Raw genomic sequence first — 17,430 nt, 5'->3', positions numbered from 1 at the left:
TTCAATCCATCATGACACTCCTACGCCGCCTGGCCCCGGCCAGCCTGCTGCTCTTGCTGGCCGCCTGTACCCTGACCCAGCCCAAAACCGAAATCACTGCCCCGAAAGTCCCGGTCAAGCCACGTGTTGCGCTGGCGCTGGGTGGGGGGGCCGCCAAGGGCTTTGCCCATATTGGCGTGATCAAGATGCTGGAAGCCAACGGCATTGTGCCGGACATCATCACCGGCACCAGTGCCGGCAGTGTGGTGGGCAGCCTGTATGCATCAGGCCTGAACGGTATCCAGTTGCAGGCCAAGGCCATGCAGCTGGATGAGTCGGAACTTACCGACTGGACCCTTTCCACCAAGGGCTTTCTCAAGGGTGAAAAGCTGGAAGCCTATATCAACACTCAGCTGGGCAACCGTCCCATCGAGAAGCTGCCGCGCCGCTTGGGCATCGTGGCCACCGAGCTGGATTCTGGCCAGAAAGTGGTGTTCCGCACCGGCAACACCGGCCAGGCCGTGCGCGCCTCCGCCAGCATTCCCAATGTCTTCCTGCCGGTGGTGATCGGCGGCAAGCGCTATGTCGATGGCGGCCTGGTCAGCCCGGTGCCGGTGTCGGCGGCGCGCGAAATGGGGGCGGATTTTGTCATCGCCGTGGATATTTCTGCCAAGCCCAAGGCCGGCAAGGCCACCGGCCTGTTTTCCATGCTGGACCAGAGCTTCAATATCATGAGCGGCCCGACACTGGCGGCCGAATTGAAGCAGGCTGATTTGGTGATTCGCCCCAATGTGCTGAATATCGGCTCGGCCGACTTCGAGGCACGGCACCAGGCCATTCTGGAAGGCGAGAAGGCCACCCAGCAAGTGATGGCCGTTTTGCGCAGCCGTCTGCAGCAGAAGTCACTGGCACTGGCACGCTAAAGCGCTGCCCGGCGGGCCTCGCTGTCTGGCTGTCGCCGGGAAAGATGGCATAATGCAGGCGTTGTCGGCCAAGCCGGGCTGACAACGCCTGTTTTGCGTGGTGCCATCTGCCCTGCAAAGTACCGTTTTTTACTCTGGGCGCAGCCCGCAAGGAGAACCGCATGATCAAGCTCTACGGCGTGCAGCTGTCCGCTTACTACAACAAGGTCAAGATTGCCCTGCTGGAAAAGGGCGTCAATTTCCAGGAAGTGCCCACCCGTCCTTCGCAGGAGCCGGCGCTGCTGGAACTGAGCCCGATGGGCAAGATCCCCTTTGTCGACATTAACGGCCATGCCCTGTCCGAATCCTCGGTGATTCTGGAATGGCTGGAAGATGCCTACCCCACCGCTGCCCTGCTGCCGCCTACCCCGAATGGCCGTGCCAGCGCGCGCGAACTGATGACCCTGCTGGATCTGTACCTGATGCCGGCAGCCGGCCCGCTGTATCGCCACCTGCAATTTGGCGCTGCGCTGGATGAGGCGGGCAAGGTCGCTGCCAAGGCGGCGATTGAGCGCAGCCTGTTGGCCATTTCGCGCTTGGTACAGTACGGCCCGTGGCTGGCTGGTGAGTATTTCAGTTTTGCCGATATTTCGGCTGCCTGTGTCTTGCCACTGGTGGCATCGTCCACGCAGCAGATTTATGGCGAAGATCTGACCACCATCATTCCGGGTATCGAAGACTATCTGGCCTTGCTGGGCAAGCGTTCCAGCGTGGCCCGCACCTGGCAGGACAGCGCGGCTGCCCGGGCAGCCTTTCTGGAAGCCAGCAAGCAGTAAGCACGGCTACAAGGCGTCGAACAGCGGCAGTTGCTGCGGCTGGTCGGCGTCATCTGCCAGCCTCACCCCCACCCCCACCAGCCGCACCGGGCGCTGGCCGCGGGCATAGGCGATCTCCAGCAGATCGCGGTAGTCGGCGCTGCTCAGCTGCCGACCGGTATGTTCAGCGGTGGTCTGGCTGAAATCGGCAAACTTCAGCTTTACGCTCAGGCCCTTGAACGGCGGATTCTCCGCCCGGGCAATGCGCCTCTGCAGCTTGCTCATCAGCTCTGGCAGCTTGTCCAGACAGGCGGCCAGGTCGGGCAGATCCTGGGCATAGGTCTCTTCCACACTGATGGATTTGCGACTGCGGTCGGTGGAGACCGGCCGCTCGTCCTGTCCGCGCGCCAGCTGGTATAGGCGTTCGCCAAAACGGCCGAAGTGGCGCATCAGGTCTACCTTTTCCCATTGGCGCAAGTCGCTGCAGCGGTGTATGCCCAGCTGTTTCAGCTGGGTGGCGGTCACCTTGCCCACCCCATGAATCTTTTCCACCGGCAGGCCCAGCACAAAGCTGTCGACGTCCTGTGGCCGGATCACCAGCTGGCCGTCGGGCTTGTTCCAGTCACTGGCGATCTTGGCCAGGAATTTGTTGGGGGCGATGCCGGCGGAGGCGGTGATGCCGACTTCGGCACTGATCTGCCGGCGAATGGCTGCGGCCATGCGGGTGGCGCTGCCTTGCTCATGTGGCTGGCAGCTGACATCCAGGTAGGCCTCGTCCAGCGACAGCGGCTCGATCAGCGGGGTATAGCGCTCGTAGATGGCCATGATCTGCTGGCTGGCCTCGCGATAGCGGCGCATGTCGGGTGGCAGGATGATGAGCTGCGGGCACAGCCGCAAGGCACGCGCCGAAGACATGGCGCTGTGTACGCCAAAGCGGCGGGCGATGTAGTTGCAGGTGGCGATGACGCCGCGGCTGTCAGGCTGGCCGCCCACCGCCAGCGGCACTTCGCGCAGGCTGGGGTCGTCACGCATTTCGATGGCGGCATAGAAACAGTCGCAATCGACATGGATGATCTTGCGTTGCCCGGTCATGCAGCCTCGTGATCAGTCGGCTGCGCGTTCGCTGTGGCCCAGCGTCTTGTCAGGTGCCACCCGGTCGCGCACCAGCTGCTTGAGTTGCTTGATGTCTGGGAAACCGCCATCGAGTTTGCGGTCCCACAGGGTCTGCTCATCGATGCTGATGCGGAACACACCGCCGCTGCCGGGGCGCAGCGCCACTTCGGCCACTTCCTTTTCAAAGGTGGTCAGCAGCTCTTGTGCCATCCAGGCAGCGCGCAGCAGCCAGCGGCAGCCAGTGCAATATTCAATGGCAATGCGGGGGAGTGGGGCTTGGGGTGTGCTGGGGGTATTCATGAGAATCCGGCTTGAATGAGTGCCGGATAGCATAACGCAGAATGAGGAAAAATCCGCCGGTTCCCTGAGTCGATCTATTATTTGACGGGCCTTGTCTGGCAAGACCCGTTCTCCTCCATCGTGTTGACTCTTTTAGTGCAGACTTGGCGCTTACTACTATTAGGGTAACCGGCGGACTGAGCAGTACAAACAGTTGTTCAACTCAATTCCCGGACGCCAGTGTGCCCAAGGATGGTGCGGTGGTAAAGCGATTACTCTAACAAAGGTCGAATGCTGCATTGCACGATGTCACATTAGCGCCACATTGGGCAGAAAAATGCCCGCGAAAGCGGGCGGTGGCAATAATTGGCTAGAAAAATCAGTAGATTGGCAGGATTTCTCTAGCCCAAAACCATCAGTGTTCCAGCACCATCGGCGCGTCTTTTTCCACCAGCACTTCCACGGTCACCGTGCCGGCCTTGGCGAACTTCAGCGTCAGCGGGAAGCGTTCGCCCGCCTTCAGCGGCTGTTTCAGGCCCATCAGCATGATGTGGTAGCCACCTGGTGCAAATTTCACTTCGCTGCCGGCTGCCACGGCCACGCCACCGCTCACTTCGCGCATGCGCATCACGCCGTTGTCGTTGATATGCACATGCAGTTCGGCCTTGTCGGCGCGCGGTGTGCTGGCGGCCAGCAGGGTGTCGGCCTCCTTGCCGGTGTTCTTGATGCTCAGATAGGCCGCGCCGGTGGGGCTGGCTTCCGGCATGGCACGGCTCCAGGGGTGGCCCAGTTCCAGTGTGCCCAGCTTGAAGCTGTGGGCAGAAACAGTGGCGGCCAGCAGCAGGCCGGCAAGCAGGGTCAGCAGTCGGGACAGGGACATGGGGTTCTCCAGAAAATTTGCGCACAAATTAGCACAGTTCCACCCCTGTCGCCTGCGACAAAGTGTCGCAGCGATGGGTTTGTCGGGATGCGACACCGACATGGCCAACTACGACGATGCACTATCATTTCTGGCGCAGATATTTATAATCGGCAGCTTATATTCCATGTGTTTTCATCATGCTTGAAACCTTGTCGTTGAAGTTCCTGTTTGGCGGTTTGCTCAGCTTGCTGACCATTACCAACCCGCTGTCCAAGATTCCGTTGTTCATTTCACTGACTCAGCAGATGAACGACGCGGGCCGTGCCAATCAGGCGCGCCGCGCCTGCCTGTTTGCCGCGGCCATCATGCTGGTCAGCCTGCTGGCCGGTAACCTGATCATGGCTGCTTTCGGCATTTCCTACGGCGCACTGCGTATCGCTGGCGGGCTGGTGGTGGCGGTGCTGGGTTATCGCATGCTGTTTCTGTCGCAGGACCCTGGCATGGCCCCCAAGACCAGTGAGCGTGAAGACTATGCCTTTTTCCCGCTGGCCATGCCCGGCATCAGCGGGCCGGGGACCATCGCGGTGGTGATCGGCATTTCCACCGAAATCGCCGAGCTATCCGGCTGGCCGGCCAAGGCGCTGGCTTTCGGCATGACTTTTGTGGCGATTGCCGGCACCAGTGTCGGCATGTGGCTGGTGCTGCGCTCTTCGGCCATGATTTCGGCGCGGTTGGGGCGTGGCGGGCGCGAGGTGACTACCCGGCTGATGGGTTTCCTGCTGATCTGCGTCGGCGTGCAGTTTGTCGGCTCCGGCATCCGCACCTTCATGGCCGGTTCCTGAAGGGCGCAAGATCGTTCAAGTTTTCCGCTGATGGCTGTGCCAGAATGAGCCGGACCCTGTCTGTTGCGGTTTCATACCATGCCACTGCCTGAGCACGAATTTTCCCGTTTCTTTCGCGCCGACGATATCGCGCCGCTGGAATGCCTGGATGCCTTTTACCGGCAGCAGGTGTTTGCGCCGCATTTCCACGAAGAATATGTGGTGAATGCCTTGCTGGCCGGTGCGCAGGCCTACCGCCATCGTGGCGGCCATCATATTGCCGGGGTGGGGGCGCTGGTGCTGATGAATCCGGGCGAGGTGCATACCGGCGAGTGCGCGCACCAGCAAGGCTGGGCCTATCGCGGCTTTTATCCTGCGGCCTCGCTGATCAGCCAGCTGGCGGCGGAAATCAGTGGTCAACCGGGTGTATTGCCGTATTTTCGCCAGACCGTGGTGCTTGATCCACCGTTGGCGGCCCGCCTGAACCAGCTGCATCAGCTATTACGCGACAGCCGCGATGTATTGCAGCGTGAGTCTGCGCTGTATGCGGTGTTCGGACAGGTGGTGCAAAGACATATGCAGATTGCCGAAGCCCCTGTGCGGCCGTGGCCGCAGGCGGTGGAGCGGGCGCGGCAGCTGCTGGCCGACTGCGTGGCAGATAATCTGTCGCTGGCTACGCTGGCGCAGGAAGTGGGCTTGTCACCGTGGCAGCTGAACCGGCAGTTTTCCCGCCATCTGGGCTTGCCACCGGTTGCCTGGCGCAATCAGCTACGGGTGGTGCGTGCCAGACGCATGCTGGCCGGCGGCCACAGTCCGGCGGCCACTGCGCTGGAGCTGGGCTTTGCCGACCAGCCACACCTGACACGGGTGTTTCGGCATGCACTAGGGATTACCCCGGCAGCCTATCAGCGCAGTGTGCGTGGCTGACAGCGGCCAAGAGCGCAAGATCGTTCAAGCCGCCGCGTAGATGGCATGGTAGGGTAATGTTGTTGCCATTTCTGATTCTGTGCTCATGTCTTATACCGGCTCCTGTCATTGCGGTGCAGTGCGCTTTCGGCTGCACGCCGAACCCGAAGAACTCACCACCTGCGACTGTTCACTGTGCGTAAAGAAAAATGCACTGATGACGCGGGTGCATGAAAGCCAGCTGGAGATACTGTCTGGTGCCGAGGCGCTGAGCGAGTACCGCTGGAATAGCGGCATTGCCCGCCATTTCTTTTGCCAGCATTGCGGTATCTATACTTTTCACCGCAAGCGCGCCATGCCGGATCATTTCGGCGTCAACATTCATTGCCTGGATGATTACGACCACAGCACCTTGCCGGTGCGCGCCACCGAAGGGGCCAACATGAGCCTGCAGGGCGACAGCCTGCGCGCTGTCTGGCCCGGGCCACGGGAGGCATCATGACGCACACCGTCAACCGCCGCGCACTGCTGCTGGAAGGCACGCGTGATACCGTGCCCATGATGGTGGGCGCAGCCCCATTCGGGGTGATCTTCGGCACGCTGGCCATCGCCGCCGGCCTGTCCAGCGCCACGGCCATCGGCATGTCGGTGCTGGTGTTTGCCGGTTCTTCACAGTTCATCGGTGTCAGCCTGATCGGGGCCGGCACTGCCTTGCCGGTGCTGTGGCTCACCACCTTTGTGGTGAATCTGCGCCATGCGCTATACAGCGCTACCTTGCTGCCCTTTGCCCGCGACTGGTCGCTGGCCTGGCGCTGGCCGCTGGCGTTCTGGCTGACCGATGAAACCTTTGCCGTAGTCGAACACCGCTTTCGTACCAAAGGTGCCGAGGGCGGCCAGTGGTACTGGCTGGGCTCGTCGCTGGCCATGTATGGCAACTGGCTGTTGTGGACGGTGGTGGGGGTAAGCCTGGGGCAGTCGCTACCGGGCCTGGCCAACCTGGGGCTGGATTTCGCCATGGGGGCCACTTTTGCTGCCATCGTGGCACCACAGCTCAAGCGCCGGCCGGCGCTGGGTGCCGCCGTGGCGGCTGGTGTGGTGGCCATGCTGGGGCGTGGCTTGCCCTACAAGCTGGACCTGATGCTGGCCGCGCTGGCAGGGGTACTGAGCGGCCTGCTGCTGGAACAGTGGGCCAAGCGCAAGGAGCCGAGCGCATGAATCACTGGCTCGCCATTATTGGCATGATGTTGCTGACGGTGCTGATTCGCGCCAGCTTTCTGGTATTCGGCCAGCGGCTGGCTTTCCCCGACTGGCTGAACCGGGCCTTGCACTACGTACCGCCGGCCGTGTTGTCCGCACTGGTGGTGCCAATGGCGCTGGCCCCGTCCGGTACGGTGGATATCAGCCTGCATAATGCTTACCTGCCCGGCATCATCGTTGCTGCGCTGGTGGCGTGGAAAAGCGGCAAGACCTTGCTGGCCATCGTGATCAGTTTTGCGGTGTACGGCCTGTGGCGCTGGGGCCTGCTGCCCGGATGAGGGCTTCGGCCTGTTCCGGCGCGCCCAGCAGCAAGACCAGCCTGGCGCGCCAGCCATTGGCCTGCCAGGCTTCGCGCAGCATGTCGCGCCACTCGACCAGGCTGACCCACAGCGGGTTGAAGCTGTTCACCGGCTTGACCGTGCCATAGTCGCAGGGTTCATCGTCGCGCTCGGCCACGAAGCTGCCAAACAGCCGGTCCCAGATGCACAGCACCCCGGCATAGTTGCGGTCGATATAGCAGGGATTGCGCGCGTGGTGGCTGCGATGGATGGACGGTGTGTTGAACACGTATTCCAGCCAGCCCAGCTTGGGAATGGCCTGGGTGTGCACAAAAAACTGGAAGGCCAGATTCAGCAGCACCACGCCGACGACCTGTTGCGGCGGGAAGCCCAGCCAGGCTAGCGGCAGCCAGAAGGCCCACATGCCGGCCAGCGGATACATCAGGCTCTGGCGAAAGGCGGTGGAAAAATTCATCCGTGTCGAGCTGTGATGCACGCTATGCGCTGCCCACAGCCAGCGTATGCGGTGGCTGGCGCGGTGAAACCAGTAATAGAGAAAGTCCTGTGCCAGAAACAGGCCAAAAAAGCCAAGCCAGCTGGCTGAAAAATCGAACAGGCGGTGTTGCTGGTAGAGCCAGCCATAGAGCGGCAGCACCAGCAGCCAGGCCAGCTTGTCGGCAGCCTGATGCAGCAGGGCCAGGCAGGCATTGCACAGGCTGTCGCGCCAGTCATAGATATCACTGCGGCCCTGCCGCTGCCAGTAATACAGCTCCCAGCCTATGCAGCCCAGAAACAGCGGTGCCAGCGCCAATAGCAACAATTGCACGTCGAATTGCATGATGTCTTCCTCGTAGATGGCCTTGCGTCATGGCGCAAACGCTCGATTGGAGTTGTGGCTCTATTTCTACAGGAAGAAGCAGTCTGCCGGCAACAGCTCTGCATGGGAGCGGGGGCATGCCAGCCCCCGGCTGTGGTAGGAATGGCTGGTGGGCGCTCAGCGCCGGGCGTTGCCTATGCTCATCAGCATGCCCATGCCGACAAACAGGGTGACGGTGGCGGTGCCGCCGTAGGAGACAAAGGGCAGCGGCACGCCCACCACCGGCAGAATGCCGGCCACCATGCCCATATTGACGAAGGCATAGACGAAGAAGGACAGGGTAATGGCACCGGCCATGGCGCGGCCGTACAGGGTTTGCGCGCCGGCGGTAATCAGCATGGCGCGGCTGAGTACCAGGGTGTAGAGGAAGACCAGAATGATATTGCCGACCAGGCCGAATTCTTCCGAATACACGGCAAAAATGAAGTCGGTGGTGCGTTCCGGGATGTAGTCCAGATGGGTCTGGGTGCCATTCAGCCAACCCTTGCCCCAGGGGCCGCCCGAGCCGATGGCGATCATCGACTGGATGATGTGGTAGCCCGCGCCCAGCGGGTCTTCCATCGGGTCGATCATGGTCATCACCCGGCGGCGTTGGTAATCATGCAACATATTCCACACCACCGGCATGCAGGCCCCCGCCGCTACCATGCCACCCAGAATCACCTTCCATGGCAGGCCGACGAAGAACAGCACGAAAAAGCCCGAGGCGGCGATCAGCATGGTGGTGCCCAGATCGGGCTGTTTCAGTACCAGCGCACAGGGAATGGCAATCATCACCGCGGCTACCAGGTAGTGCCACCAGCGCATGGATAGCTCGTATTTCTGGAAGAACCAGGCCAGCATCATCGGCAGGGCGATCTTCATGATTTCCGAAGGCTGGATGCGGGTGATGCCCAGTTCCAGCCAGCGGGTGGAGCCGTTGACGGTGACACCCTTGAAATGCACCGCCAGCAGCAATACCACCCCGATGCCATAGATGGGCGGGGCAAAATTCATGATGCTTTGCGGCCGGCTGCGTGCCAGCAGCCACATGATGGTGAGCGACAGCAGGGTGTAGATCAGCTTGTTGTCGATCTTGTCCAGGCCCTGGTTATTGGCGGAGTACAGCACCACCAGGCTGAGGGCGAAGATCAGTCCCAGAAACAGCATCAGCGGGCCATCCAGCGGGGCCTTGATGGTGAGCCACAGGCGTTTAATCAGATGTGGCTGCAGCGTCATCGGCGGTATCCATTGGCATGGTCTTCATGTCTCCGCTGATGGAGCTGGGGACCTTGCCCGTCATGTAGTAATCGAACAGGCCGCGCGCGATAGGCGCTGCCGCTGCCGCGCCAAAGCCGGCGTTTTCCACGATGACCGCAACGGCAATCCTGGGCTTGTCCACCGGGGCGAAGGCGACAAACCAGGAGTGGTCGCGGTATTGCTCGGCCAGGGCGGAGGCGTTGTATTTGGCCCCCTGCTTGATGGCCACCACCTGGGCGGTACCGGTTTTGCCGGCCATGGTATAGGGCATGCCGATACCCAGCCGCCAGGCGGTGCCGCCCGGCTTCATCACCGATTGCATGGCGGTTTTGACGTATGCGAAGTTTTCCTGCTTGAAGGGCAGGGTGCGATCCGGCTTGGCTTCAACCAGCCGGCTCTTGCCGCTCTTGGCCTCCACCACTTCCTGGACCAGATGCGGTTTGTAGGCCACGCCTTCATTGGCGAGGATGGCCACCGCATTGGCCATTTGCAAGGGGGTGTAGGAGTTGAAGCCCTGGCCGATGCCGATGCTCACCACATCGGCCGGATACCAGCGGCGGTATTCCTCCTTGTAACGGGCAAAGCGCTTGGCTTTCCATTCCTTGGTCGGCAGCACGCCGCTGGCCTCGCCGTCCAGGTCGATGCCGGTGGGGCGGCCCAGGCCAAACTGGCCGACGGTGGGGGCGATCTTGTCGATGCCCATATCCCAGGCCAGCTTGTAGAAGAAGGTATCACTGGACACCTGAATCGCCTTGGCCAGATTGGCCGAGCCGTTACCGTTCTTGTTGCTGTCGCGGAACTGGTGGCTGGAGCCGGGCAGGGTAAAGAAAGCCGGTGCCGGGCGTACATCGTGCATGCCGATGGAGTGGGTTTCCAGCGCGGCCATCGACATGAAGGGCTTGAAGGTGGAGCCAGGCGGATAAGTGCCGCGCAGGGCGCGGTTGATCATCGGCTTTTGCCAGTCGCTGTTGAGCGCGGCCCAGCTCTGGCTGTCGATGCCGTCGATGAACAGGTTGGGATCGAAACCCGGCTTGGACAGGAAGGCCAGCACGCCTCCGGTGGTGGGGTCGATGGCGACCAGTGCGCCACGACGGTTGCCGAACAGCTTGTCAGCCACTTCCTGCAGGCGGATATCCAGCGCCAGTTTCAGATTATTGCCATTCACCGGCGGGGTACGGCGCAGGCTGCGGATGGCGCGGCCGCCGGAGTCGGTTTCCACTTCCTCGAAGCCCACCTGGCCGTGCAGGTCATCCTCGTACACCGCTTCCAGACCGGTCTTGCCGATGTAGTTGCTGCCTTTGTAATTGGTGCTCTTGTCTTCGTCGTCCAGCCGCTCCTGGTCTTTCTGGTTGATGCGGCCGATATAACCCAGCACATGGCTGGTGAGTTCCTTGTAGGGGTAGTCGCGGAACAGGCGTGCCTTGACCTCTACACCAGGATAGCGCCAGGCATTGGCCGCCACGCGCGCGGCTTCCTCTTCGGAGAGCTTGACCTTGAGCGGGATGGATTCGAAATCCTTGGATTCGCCCAGTAGCTTCTTGAACAGTTTTTCATCGCGCGGCGTGATGTTGACCAGCTTGGCCAGCTCGGCAATGGTGGCGTTCATGTCCGGCATCTTGCTGGGCACTAGCTCCAGCGTATAGGCCGAGTAGTTTTGCGCCAGGATCACCCCGTTGCGGTCCATGATCAGGCCACGGTTGGGCAGGATGGGCAGCAGGGAGATGCGGTTGTTTTGTGCCAGCGTGGAAAAGTGTTCGTACTGGTAGACCTGCAGCCAGACAAAACGGGCAATCAGGATGCCGAACATCAGCAGCATGAAACAATAGGCCACGATCAGCCTGAGCTGGAACTGGCCGTCTTCAGCCTGCGGATTCTTGAAGCGGGTAGGGCGCACGTCTTACACCGAATGATGACGGTAAGGCAGCAACAGCAGCTTGGTCAGCAGGGGCCACAACAGCGCGCCGATCAGTGGCGGCAGGAAATAGCTCCAGCCGACAAAGGCAGAGCCGCTGAGCATGCGTGCCACCACCATGATGCTCTGGTTGCACAGCATCAGCCCCAGCACGCTGAGGGCTTGCTGGCCCAGATTGAACATCACGAGCTGGCGCTGGCGGCTGAGCGCCAGATAAGCGGTGGTGGAATAGGCCAGTGCATGTTGTCCCAGCATGCCGGCGGTGGCGATATCGGCTACCAGCCCCATCAGGAAGGCGACGCCCACATTGACCCGGCGCGGCTGGTTGATCAGCCAGTACAGCAGCACCAGGCTGATGAAGTCAGGCAGCCAGCGGGTGGAGCCATGCGGCAGCGGAATCATTTCCACCAGCACCGCCAGCAGCAGGGTCATGAAAATGAAGCGGCGCTTGACCGGCTTGAGCAATTCCTTGGGGCGGTCGAACGACATGCTTACTCCGAATCGGCGGGCTTTTTGCCCTTGGTCTTTTTCGCCGGAACAACCGGATCGGCCGGACGCGGCGGCGTCTGGCCCTTTTGCTGCAATACCAGCACGAAACGGGTTTGCTGCACGCCAGCCAGCGGCTCGGTGGTGATGCGGCTGAACGCTGCACCGGCGTTGCGTTCCACCTTGCTCACCCGTGCGACCGGCGTACCTTCCTGATACAGACCGTCGATGCCGGAGGTCACCACCATATCGTTTTCGCGCACATCGGCATGCAGCGGCAGATAGCGGATTTCCACCCCGCCGCCATAGCCGTACAGAATGGCGCGCTCGCCGGTACGGGCGATCATCACCGGCACCATCTGGTTCTTGTCGATGATGAGGGACACTTCGGCAGTCAGGGGCTGCACGCGGGTGATCTGCCCCAGCAGGCCACGGCCGTCCACTACCGGTTGCCCCGGTTGCAGATGGGCATCAGCACCCTTGTCGATGATGATCTTGTAAGAGAAGGGATCGCGCCCGGTATACAGCGTCTCTGCCAGCTGGGCGGCATCATTGCGGCTGGCCTTGATGGTATTCAGGCTGCGCAGCTCGTTCAGCTCGCGTTCCAGCGTTTCCAGCCGTGCCAGACGGGCGGACATTTCCAGCTGGCGGGTGCGCAACTGGTCATTTTCGCTTTTGAGATCGGCCTGCACGGTGAAGTAGTCGCTGACATGGCGCACCATGCCCAGCGGCAGGTTGACGGCGCGCTGCAGCGGATACAGCACCAGCGACATGCCGTCGCGGGCCTGTTCCATCAGCCCATAGCGGCTGTCGCCCACCAAGAGTGCGATGGAGGCCAGGGCACAGAGAAGCAGGCGCGTGCCAGGCTTGGGCCCGGAGCGGAAAAAGCTGGGGGTGTTGGCGAAGTCCATCAGGCGGTATGCCACCCCTTGACGGGGTGGCCGCAGGTCCGTTTAGGAAAGAATCAGGGTACGTTGGTGAAGATGGTGCCGATCTTGTCCATCTTTTCCAGTGCCTTGCCCGAGCCGCGCACCACGCAGGTCAGCGGTTCTTCGGCCACGAATACCGGCAGGCCGGTTTCTTCGGCCAGCAGACGGTCGATGTCCTTGAGCAGCGCACCGCCACCGGTCAGTACCATGCCCTTGTCGGCGATGTCGGCACCCAGTTCCGGCGGAGTCTGTTCCAGGGCGATCTTCACGGCCGACACGATCTGGTTCAGGGGTTCGGTCAGCGCTTCCAGGATTTCGTTGGACGACACGGTGAAGGCACGCGGAATGCCTTCGGCCAGGTTGCGGCCCTTGACTTCCATTTCACGCACTTCGGCGCCCGGGAAGGCCGAACCGATGGTTTTCTTGATTTCTTCGGCGGTGGTTTCACCAATCAGCATGCCGTAGTTGCGGCGGATGTAGTTGATGATGGCTTCATCGAACTTGTCACCGCCAACACGTACCGAGTTGGAATACACCACACCACCCAGCGAGATCACGCCCACTTCGGTGGTGCCGCCGCCGATGTCCACCACCATGGAGCCGGTCGGCTCTTCTACCGGCAGGCCGGCACCGATGGCAGCGGCCATCGGTTCTTCGATCAGCTCGACGCGGCGCGCGCCGGCAGCCAGGGCCGAGTCGCGGATCGCCTTGCGTTCCACCTGGGTGGAGCCGCAGGGTACGCAAATCACGATGCGCGGGCTGGCAGCAAAGAAGCGGTTGGGGTTCACCTTCTTGATGAACTGCTTGAGCATCTGCTCGGTGACGGTGAAGTCGGCGATCACGCCATCCTTCATCGGACGAATGGCCTGGATGGAGCCCGGAGTACGTCCCAGCATGCGCTTTGCTTCCAGGCCGACGGCCAGGATGGATTTCTTGTTGGTGGGCACATCGCTGTGAATGGCGACCACGGATGGTTCGTCAAGCACGATGCCCTTGCCACGCATGTAAATGAGGGTGTTGGCCGTGCCAAGGTCGATGGCAAGGTCGTTGGAGAAGTATCCGGTGAGCGAACGAAACATTGGGCGGTCCTGGTTCAGTTTCCGTCAGTCGGGCGCGATGCGCGTCCGGCAAATTCTTGCATGGGCTTGGGTTCCCGGTTCCCGTCGCAGCGCACGTCCAGGCTGGCCTGGGACGGCGGACGGCGGCCCTCCGGGGGACATCATTGTTGCATCACGTCGCACAAATAAACAGCAAGGCCGGCAGGCAGAAAACCCTACCCGCAGCAGCACGATTCATGTCGCGATGTGTGATGTCGATCTTGGGAGAATCAAACCCGTTATGATACCCTATAAAGCTTGAAATATTAAAGGTTTTAACGAGGACGCCATGTCTCTGACGCACCAGGATGTCGCGCGGATTGCCAAGCTTGCCCGCATCAACGTAAGCGATGAAGAAATCGCCGCGGTTGGCAACCAGCTTAACAATATTTTTGGCCTGATCGAGAAGATGCAGGCCGTCAACACCGATGGCATCGAACCGATGGCCCATCCGCAGGATGTAAGCCTGCGTCTGCGTGAAGACATCGTGACCCAAACCAACCAGCGCGAGGCGTTTCAAGCGGTCGCTCCGCAGGTGGAAAAGGGCCTGTTCCTCGTTCCCAAGGTGATCGAGTGAGTTTCAGAGCAGCACGGTTTGGGATGGTTCCCGCTTGGGAATGGCTTTTTTCCTACCCCGTTCTGCCGTCCTGCCATGGCAGGCACACCCGCTCACTGATCCCAGCTTAACCGGATATCAAGACAAAATGACGAACGCCACCCTCAAGCAACTGTCGCAACAACTGGCGGCGGGCGAGGTGTCGAGCGTGGAATTGGCCACGCACTACCTCGACCGCATCGAGGCGCTGAACCCGCAGCTGAATGCCTTCATTACCGTGGACCGTGCCCGCACCCTGGCCGATGCCGCTGCTGCCGATGCCGCCCGCGCCGCTGGCCAGGCCGGCCTGCTCACCGGCGTGCCGATGGTGCACAAGGACATCTTCTGTCAGCAGGGCTGGAAAACCAGCTGCGGCTCGAAGATGCTGGACAACTTCATCTCGCCCTACAGCGCGCATGTGGTGGAGCAGTGCAATGCCGCCGGCCTGGTGACGCTGGGCCGCGCCAATATGGACGAATTCGCCATGGGCTCGTCCAATGAAAACAGCTACTACGGCGCAGTGAAAAACCCGTGGGATCTGAACGCCATTCCGGGCGGCTCGTCCGGTGGCTCGGCCGCTGCGGTCGCCGCCCGCCTGACGCCGGTGGCCACCGCCACCGATACCGGCGGCTCCATCCGCCAGCCAGCCAGCCACTGCGGCGTGACCGGCATCAAGCCGACTTATGGCGTGGTCTCGCGTTATGGCATGGTGGCTTATGCCTCTTCGCTGGATCAGGGCGGCCCGATTGCCCAGACCGCCGAAGACTGCGCGCTGATGCTGAACGTGATGGCCGGCTTTGACGAGCGCGATTCCACCAGCCTGGAACGTGCCCGCGAAGACTACACCCGCGATCTGAACCAGCCGCTGGCCGGCCTGCGCGTCGGTCTGCCGCGCGAGTATTTTGCCGATGGCCTGGATGCCGATGTGGCCAAGGTCATCGCCGATGCGGTAGCCGAGCTGAAAAAGCAGGGCGCACAGGTGGTGGACATCAGCCTGCCCAATACCGAGCTGTCGATTCCGGCTTACTACGTGATCGCCCCGGCCGAAGCCTCCACCAACCTGTCGCGCTTTGACGGCGTGCGTTATGGCCATCGGGCTGCCGAGTACAAGGACCTGGTGGACATGTACGAGAAAACCCGCGCGGAAGGCTTTGGCGCGGAGGTGAAGCGCCGCATCTTGGTGGGCAGCTATGTGCTGTCGCACGGCTATTACGACGCCTACTATCTGAAGGCGCAAAAGATCCGCCGTCTGATCGCCAACGACTTCAAGGCTGCATTCGAGCAGTGCGACGTGATTCTGGGGCCGGTGGCACCGACTGCCGCTTTCAATATCGGCGAGAAGTCTGGCGATCCGGTACAGATGTACCTGTCTGACATCTACACCTTGTCGGTCAACCTCGCCGGCCTGCCCGGCATGAGCGTGCCGGCCGGTTTCGACCGCCGTGGCCGTCCGGTAGGTTTGCAGATCATCGGCAATTATTTTGGCGAAGCAAAAATGCTGAATGTGGCGCACCAGTTCCAGTTGGCTACCGACTGGCACACCCGCGCTCCCGCCCTGTAATCAAGACCGCACAGGGGCGGCACCGCGCCGGCCCCTGTCGGCATAGCAAAAGGATTTCTCCGCGATGAAATGGGAAGTCGTCATCGGTCTTGAGGTGCATGTGCAGCTCAACACCGCTACCAAGATTTTTTCCGGTACCAGCACCGCCTTCGGTGCCGAACCGAACACCCAGGCCTCGGCCGTGGAACTGGCCTTCCCCGGCGTACTGCCGGTGCTGAACAAGGCCGTGGTGGAAAAAGCCATCCGCCTGGGTTTGGCCTTGGGCTCCAAGATCAACCAGAAGAACGTGTTTGCGCGGAAAAACTACTTCTACCCCGATCTGCCCAAGGGCTACCAGATCAGCCAGATGGAGCTGCCGATTGTCGAAGGCGGCGTGCTGCCGATTCTGGTGGGCGAGGAAGAGAAGCTGGTCAAGCTGACCCGCGCCCACATGGAAGAAGATGCCGGCAAATCGCTGCATGAAGATTTCAGTGGCATGACCGGCATCGACCTCAACCGCGCAGGCACTCCCTTGCTGGAAGTGGTGTCCGAGCCGGACATGCGCTCGCCGGAAGAAGCCGTAGCCTATGCCCGCGCCCTGCACGGCCTGGTGATGTGGCTGGGCATTTGCGACGGCAATATGCAGGAAGGCAGCTTCCGCGTGGATGCCAACGTCTCGGTGCGCCCGTTTGGTCAGCAAGAGTACGGTACCCGCCGCGAGATCAAGAACCTGAACTCCTTCCGCTTTCTGGAGCAGGCCATCAAGTACGAAATCCAGTGGCAGATCGACACCCTGGAAGATGGCGGCCGCGTGGAGCAGGCGACCGTGCTGTTCGACCCGGATAGCGGCGAAACCCGCATGATGCGTAGCAAGGAAGACGCGCACGATTACCGCTACTTCCCCGATCCAGACCTGCTGCCGGTTCGCATTGCCGACGAGCAGATCGAACGCATCCGCAGCGAAATGCCGGAGCTGCCGGCTGCGATGAAGGCCCGCTTTGTCGAAGCCTTCGGCGTGTCGTCCTACGATGCCGCACTCTTGACCGGCAGCCGCGCCACGGCGGAATACTTCGAAGCCGTGGCCCAGGCCTCCGGTCAGGGCAAGCTGGCGGCCAACTGGGTGAATGGCGAAATCGCCGCCCGTCTGAACCGCGATGGCAAGGACATTGGCGCTTGTCCGATTGCTGCCGAGCGTCTGACCGGCCTGATCCAGCGTATTGCTGACAACACCTTGTCCAGCAAACTGGCCAAGCAGGTGTTCGATGCACTGTGGGACAGCGAGCTGACTGCCGATGCCATCATCGAGCGCGATGGCTTGAAGCAGGTGTCCGACGTAGGTGCCATCGAAAAAATGGTGGAAGAAGCCATCGCCGCCAACCCTAAGGCGGTAGAGGAATTCCGTGCCGGCAAGGAAAAGGCGCTCAACGCGCTGGCCGGCCAGGTGATGAAGGCTTCCAAGGGCAAGGCCAATCCGGCTCAGGTGCAGGACATCCTGAAACAGAAACTGGCCTGATTCACCCGCCGCTATTCCCTGTCGGCGGTG

19 protein-coding genes are annotated in these 17,430 nt (G+C 61.5%); 10 read left to right on the top strand and 9 right to left on the bottom strand.

The features are described 5' to 3' along the window. Nucleotides 1-11: 11 nt before the first annotated feature. Both DBR44_RS17440 and DBR44_RS17435 read left to right on the top strand, forming a co-directional pair. Entirely contained in the window at nucleotides 12-902 is an 891-nt protein-coding gene (locus DBR44_RS17440) for a patatin-like phospholipase family protein (RefSeq protein WP_124645267.1), read from the top strand. A 161-nt stretch (nucleotides 903-1,063) separates the two neighbouring features. Further along, nucleotides 1,064-1,717: a glutathione S-transferase family protein gene (locus DBR44_RS17435; protein ID WP_124645266.1), complete on the top strand. Its 654-nt coding sequence runs from the start codon at nucleotides 1,064-1,066 to the stop codon at nucleotides 1,715-1,717. Between the two features lie 6 nt (nucleotides 1,718-1,723). On the opposite strand, the gene dinB is transcribed toward DBR44_RS17435, so the two are convergent. From dinB to DBR44_RS17420, 3 genes are all read right to left on the bottom strand, one after another. Then, entirely contained in the window at nucleotides 1,724-2,788 is a 1,065-nt protein-coding gene (dinB, locus tag DBR44_RS17430) for a DNA polymerase IV (RefSeq protein WP_124645265.1), read from the bottom strand. A 12-nt stretch (nucleotides 2,789-2,800) separates the two neighbouring features. Further along, nucleotides 2,801-3,109 (bottom strand): SelT/SelW/SelH family protein, encoded by a 309-nt coding sequence (locus DBR44_RS17425; protein WP_124645264.1) that lies wholly within the window; start codon nucleotides 3,107-3,109, stop codon nucleotides 2,801-2,803. A 394-nt stretch (nucleotides 3,110-3,503) separates the two neighbouring features. Beyond that, nucleotides 3,504-3,953, bottom strand: coding sequence for a copper chaperone PCu(A)C (locus DBR44_RS17420; protein WP_370449674.1), 450 nt, complete (start codon nucleotides 3,951-3,953; stop codon nucleotides 3,504-3,506). 194 nt (nucleotides 3,954-4,147) lie between these two features. Between DBR44_RS17420 and DBR44_RS17415 the strand changes: the two genes are divergently transcribed. The 5 genes from DBR44_RS17415 (at nucleotide 4,148) to DBR44_RS17395 (ending at nucleotide 7,212) form a co-directional block, all read left to right on the top strand. Then, nucleotides 4,148-4,792 carry a MarC family NAAT transporter gene (locus DBR44_RS17415; protein ID WP_124645262.1) on the top strand — a complete coding sequence of 215 codons (645 nt, stop codon included), beginning with the start codon at nucleotides 4,148-4,150 and terminating at the stop codon, nucleotides 4,790-4,792. 78 nt (nucleotides 4,793-4,870) lie between these two features. Further along, nucleotides 4,871-5,698 (top strand): AraC family transcriptional regulator, encoded by an 828-nt coding sequence (locus DBR44_RS17410; RefSeq protein WP_124645261.1) that lies wholly within the window; start codon nucleotides 4,871-4,873, stop codon nucleotides 5,696-5,698. Between the two features lie 85 nt (nucleotides 5,699-5,783). Beyond that, entirely contained in the window at nucleotides 5,784-6,179 is a 396-nt protein-coding gene (locus DBR44_RS17405; RefSeq protein WP_124645260.1) for a GFA family protein, read from the top strand. After that, nucleotides 6,176-6,892, top strand: a complete 717-nt coding sequence (locus tag DBR44_RS17400) for an AzlC family ABC transporter permease (protein ID WP_124645259.1) — start codon at nucleotides 6,176-6,178, stop codon at nucleotides 6,890-6,892. The genes DBR44_RS17405 and DBR44_RS17400 overlap by 4 nt, the downstream gene beginning before the upstream one ends. Beyond that, on the top strand, nucleotides 6,889-7,212 hold the full coding sequence (locus DBR44_RS17395; RefSeq protein ID WP_124645258.1) for an AzlD domain-containing protein: 324 nt from the start codon (nucleotides 6,889-6,891) through the stop codon (nucleotides 7,210-7,212). Before DBR44_RS17400 ends, DBR44_RS17395 begins: the two co-directional genes overlap by 4 nt. On the opposite strand, the gene DBR44_RS17390 is transcribed toward DBR44_RS17395, so the two are convergent. From DBR44_RS17390 to DBR44_RS17365, 6 genes are all read right to left on the bottom strand, one after another. Then, complete coding sequence (locus DBR44_RS17390; RefSeq protein WP_124645257.1) at nucleotides 7,163-8,050, bottom strand: sterol desaturase family protein; 888 nt, start codon at nucleotides 8,048-8,050, stop codon at nucleotides 7,163-7,165. The two genes, DBR44_RS17395 and DBR44_RS17390, sit on opposite strands and share 50 nt — an antisense overlap. 156 nt (nucleotides 8,051-8,206) lie before the next feature. Continuing rightward, on the bottom strand, nucleotides 8,207-9,307 hold the full coding sequence (gene rodA, locus DBR44_RS17385) for a rod shape-determining protein RodA (protein WP_199731091.1): 1,101 nt from the start codon (nucleotides 9,305-9,307) through the stop codon (nucleotides 8,207-8,209). Then, nucleotides 9,282-11,222 carry a penicillin-binding protein 2 gene (gene mrdA, locus DBR44_RS17380; protein ID WP_233578639.1) on the bottom strand — a complete coding sequence of 647 codons (1,941 nt, stop codon included), beginning with the start codon at nucleotides 11,220-11,222 and terminating at the stop codon, nucleotides 9,282-9,284. Before mrdA ends, rodA begins: the two co-directional genes overlap by 26 nt. 3 nt (nucleotides 11,223-11,225) lie before the next feature. Then, on the bottom strand, nucleotides 11,226-11,729 hold the full coding sequence (gene mreD / locus DBR44_RS17375) for a rod shape-determining protein MreD (protein ID WP_124645256.1): 504 nt from the start codon (nucleotides 11,727-11,729) through the stop codon (nucleotides 11,226-11,228). 2 nt (nucleotides 11,730-11,731) lie between these two features. Beyond that, a complete protein-coding gene (gene mreC / locus DBR44_RS17370; RefSeq protein ID WP_124645255.1) occupies nucleotides 11,732-12,637 on the bottom strand; it encodes a rod shape-determining protein MreC in 906 nt (301 codons plus the stop codon). 53 nt (nucleotides 12,638-12,690) lie between these two features. After that, nucleotides 12,691-13,734 (bottom strand): rod shape-determining protein, encoded by a 1,044-nt coding sequence (locus tag DBR44_RS17365; protein ID WP_103522960.1) that lies wholly within the window; start codon nucleotides 13,732-13,734, stop codon nucleotides 12,691-12,693. 307 nt (nucleotides 13,735-14,041) lie between these two features. Between DBR44_RS17365 and gatC the strand changes: the two genes are divergently transcribed. From gatC to gatB, 3 genes are all read left to right on the top strand, one after another. Next, nucleotides 14,042-14,329, top strand: coding sequence for an Asp-tRNA(Asn)/Glu-tRNA(Gln) amidotransferase subunit GatC (gene gatC, locus DBR44_RS17360; protein ID WP_059284572.1), 288 nt, complete (start codon nucleotides 14,042-14,044; stop codon nucleotides 14,327-14,329). 127 nt (nucleotides 14,330-14,456) lie between these two features. Then, nucleotides 14,457-15,908 carry an Asp-tRNA(Asn)/Glu-tRNA(Gln) amidotransferase subunit GatA gene (gene gatA, locus DBR44_RS17355; protein WP_124645254.1) on the top strand — a complete coding sequence of 484 codons (1,452 nt, stop codon included), beginning with the start codon at nucleotides 14,457-14,459 and terminating at the stop codon, nucleotides 15,906-15,908. Nucleotides 15,909-15,972: 64 nt separating this feature from the next. Next, nucleotides 15,973-17,400, top strand: a complete 1,428-nt coding sequence (gene gatB, locus DBR44_RS17350; protein ID WP_124645253.1) for an Asp-tRNA(Asn)/Glu-tRNA(Gln) amidotransferase subunit GatB — start codon at nucleotides 15,973-15,975, stop codon at nucleotides 17,398-17,400. Nucleotides 17,401-17,430: the final 30 nt, after the last annotated feature.

The organism is Aquitalea sp. FJL05 (assembly GCF_003852595.1).
Lineage (GTDB): Bacteria > Pseudomonadota > Gammaproteobacteria > Burkholderiales > Chromobacteriaceae > Aquitalea > Aquitalea aquatilis.
The sequence above is the reverse complement of the archived record's forward strand: the minus strand, read 5'-3'. Positions and strand labels throughout refer to the sequence as shown.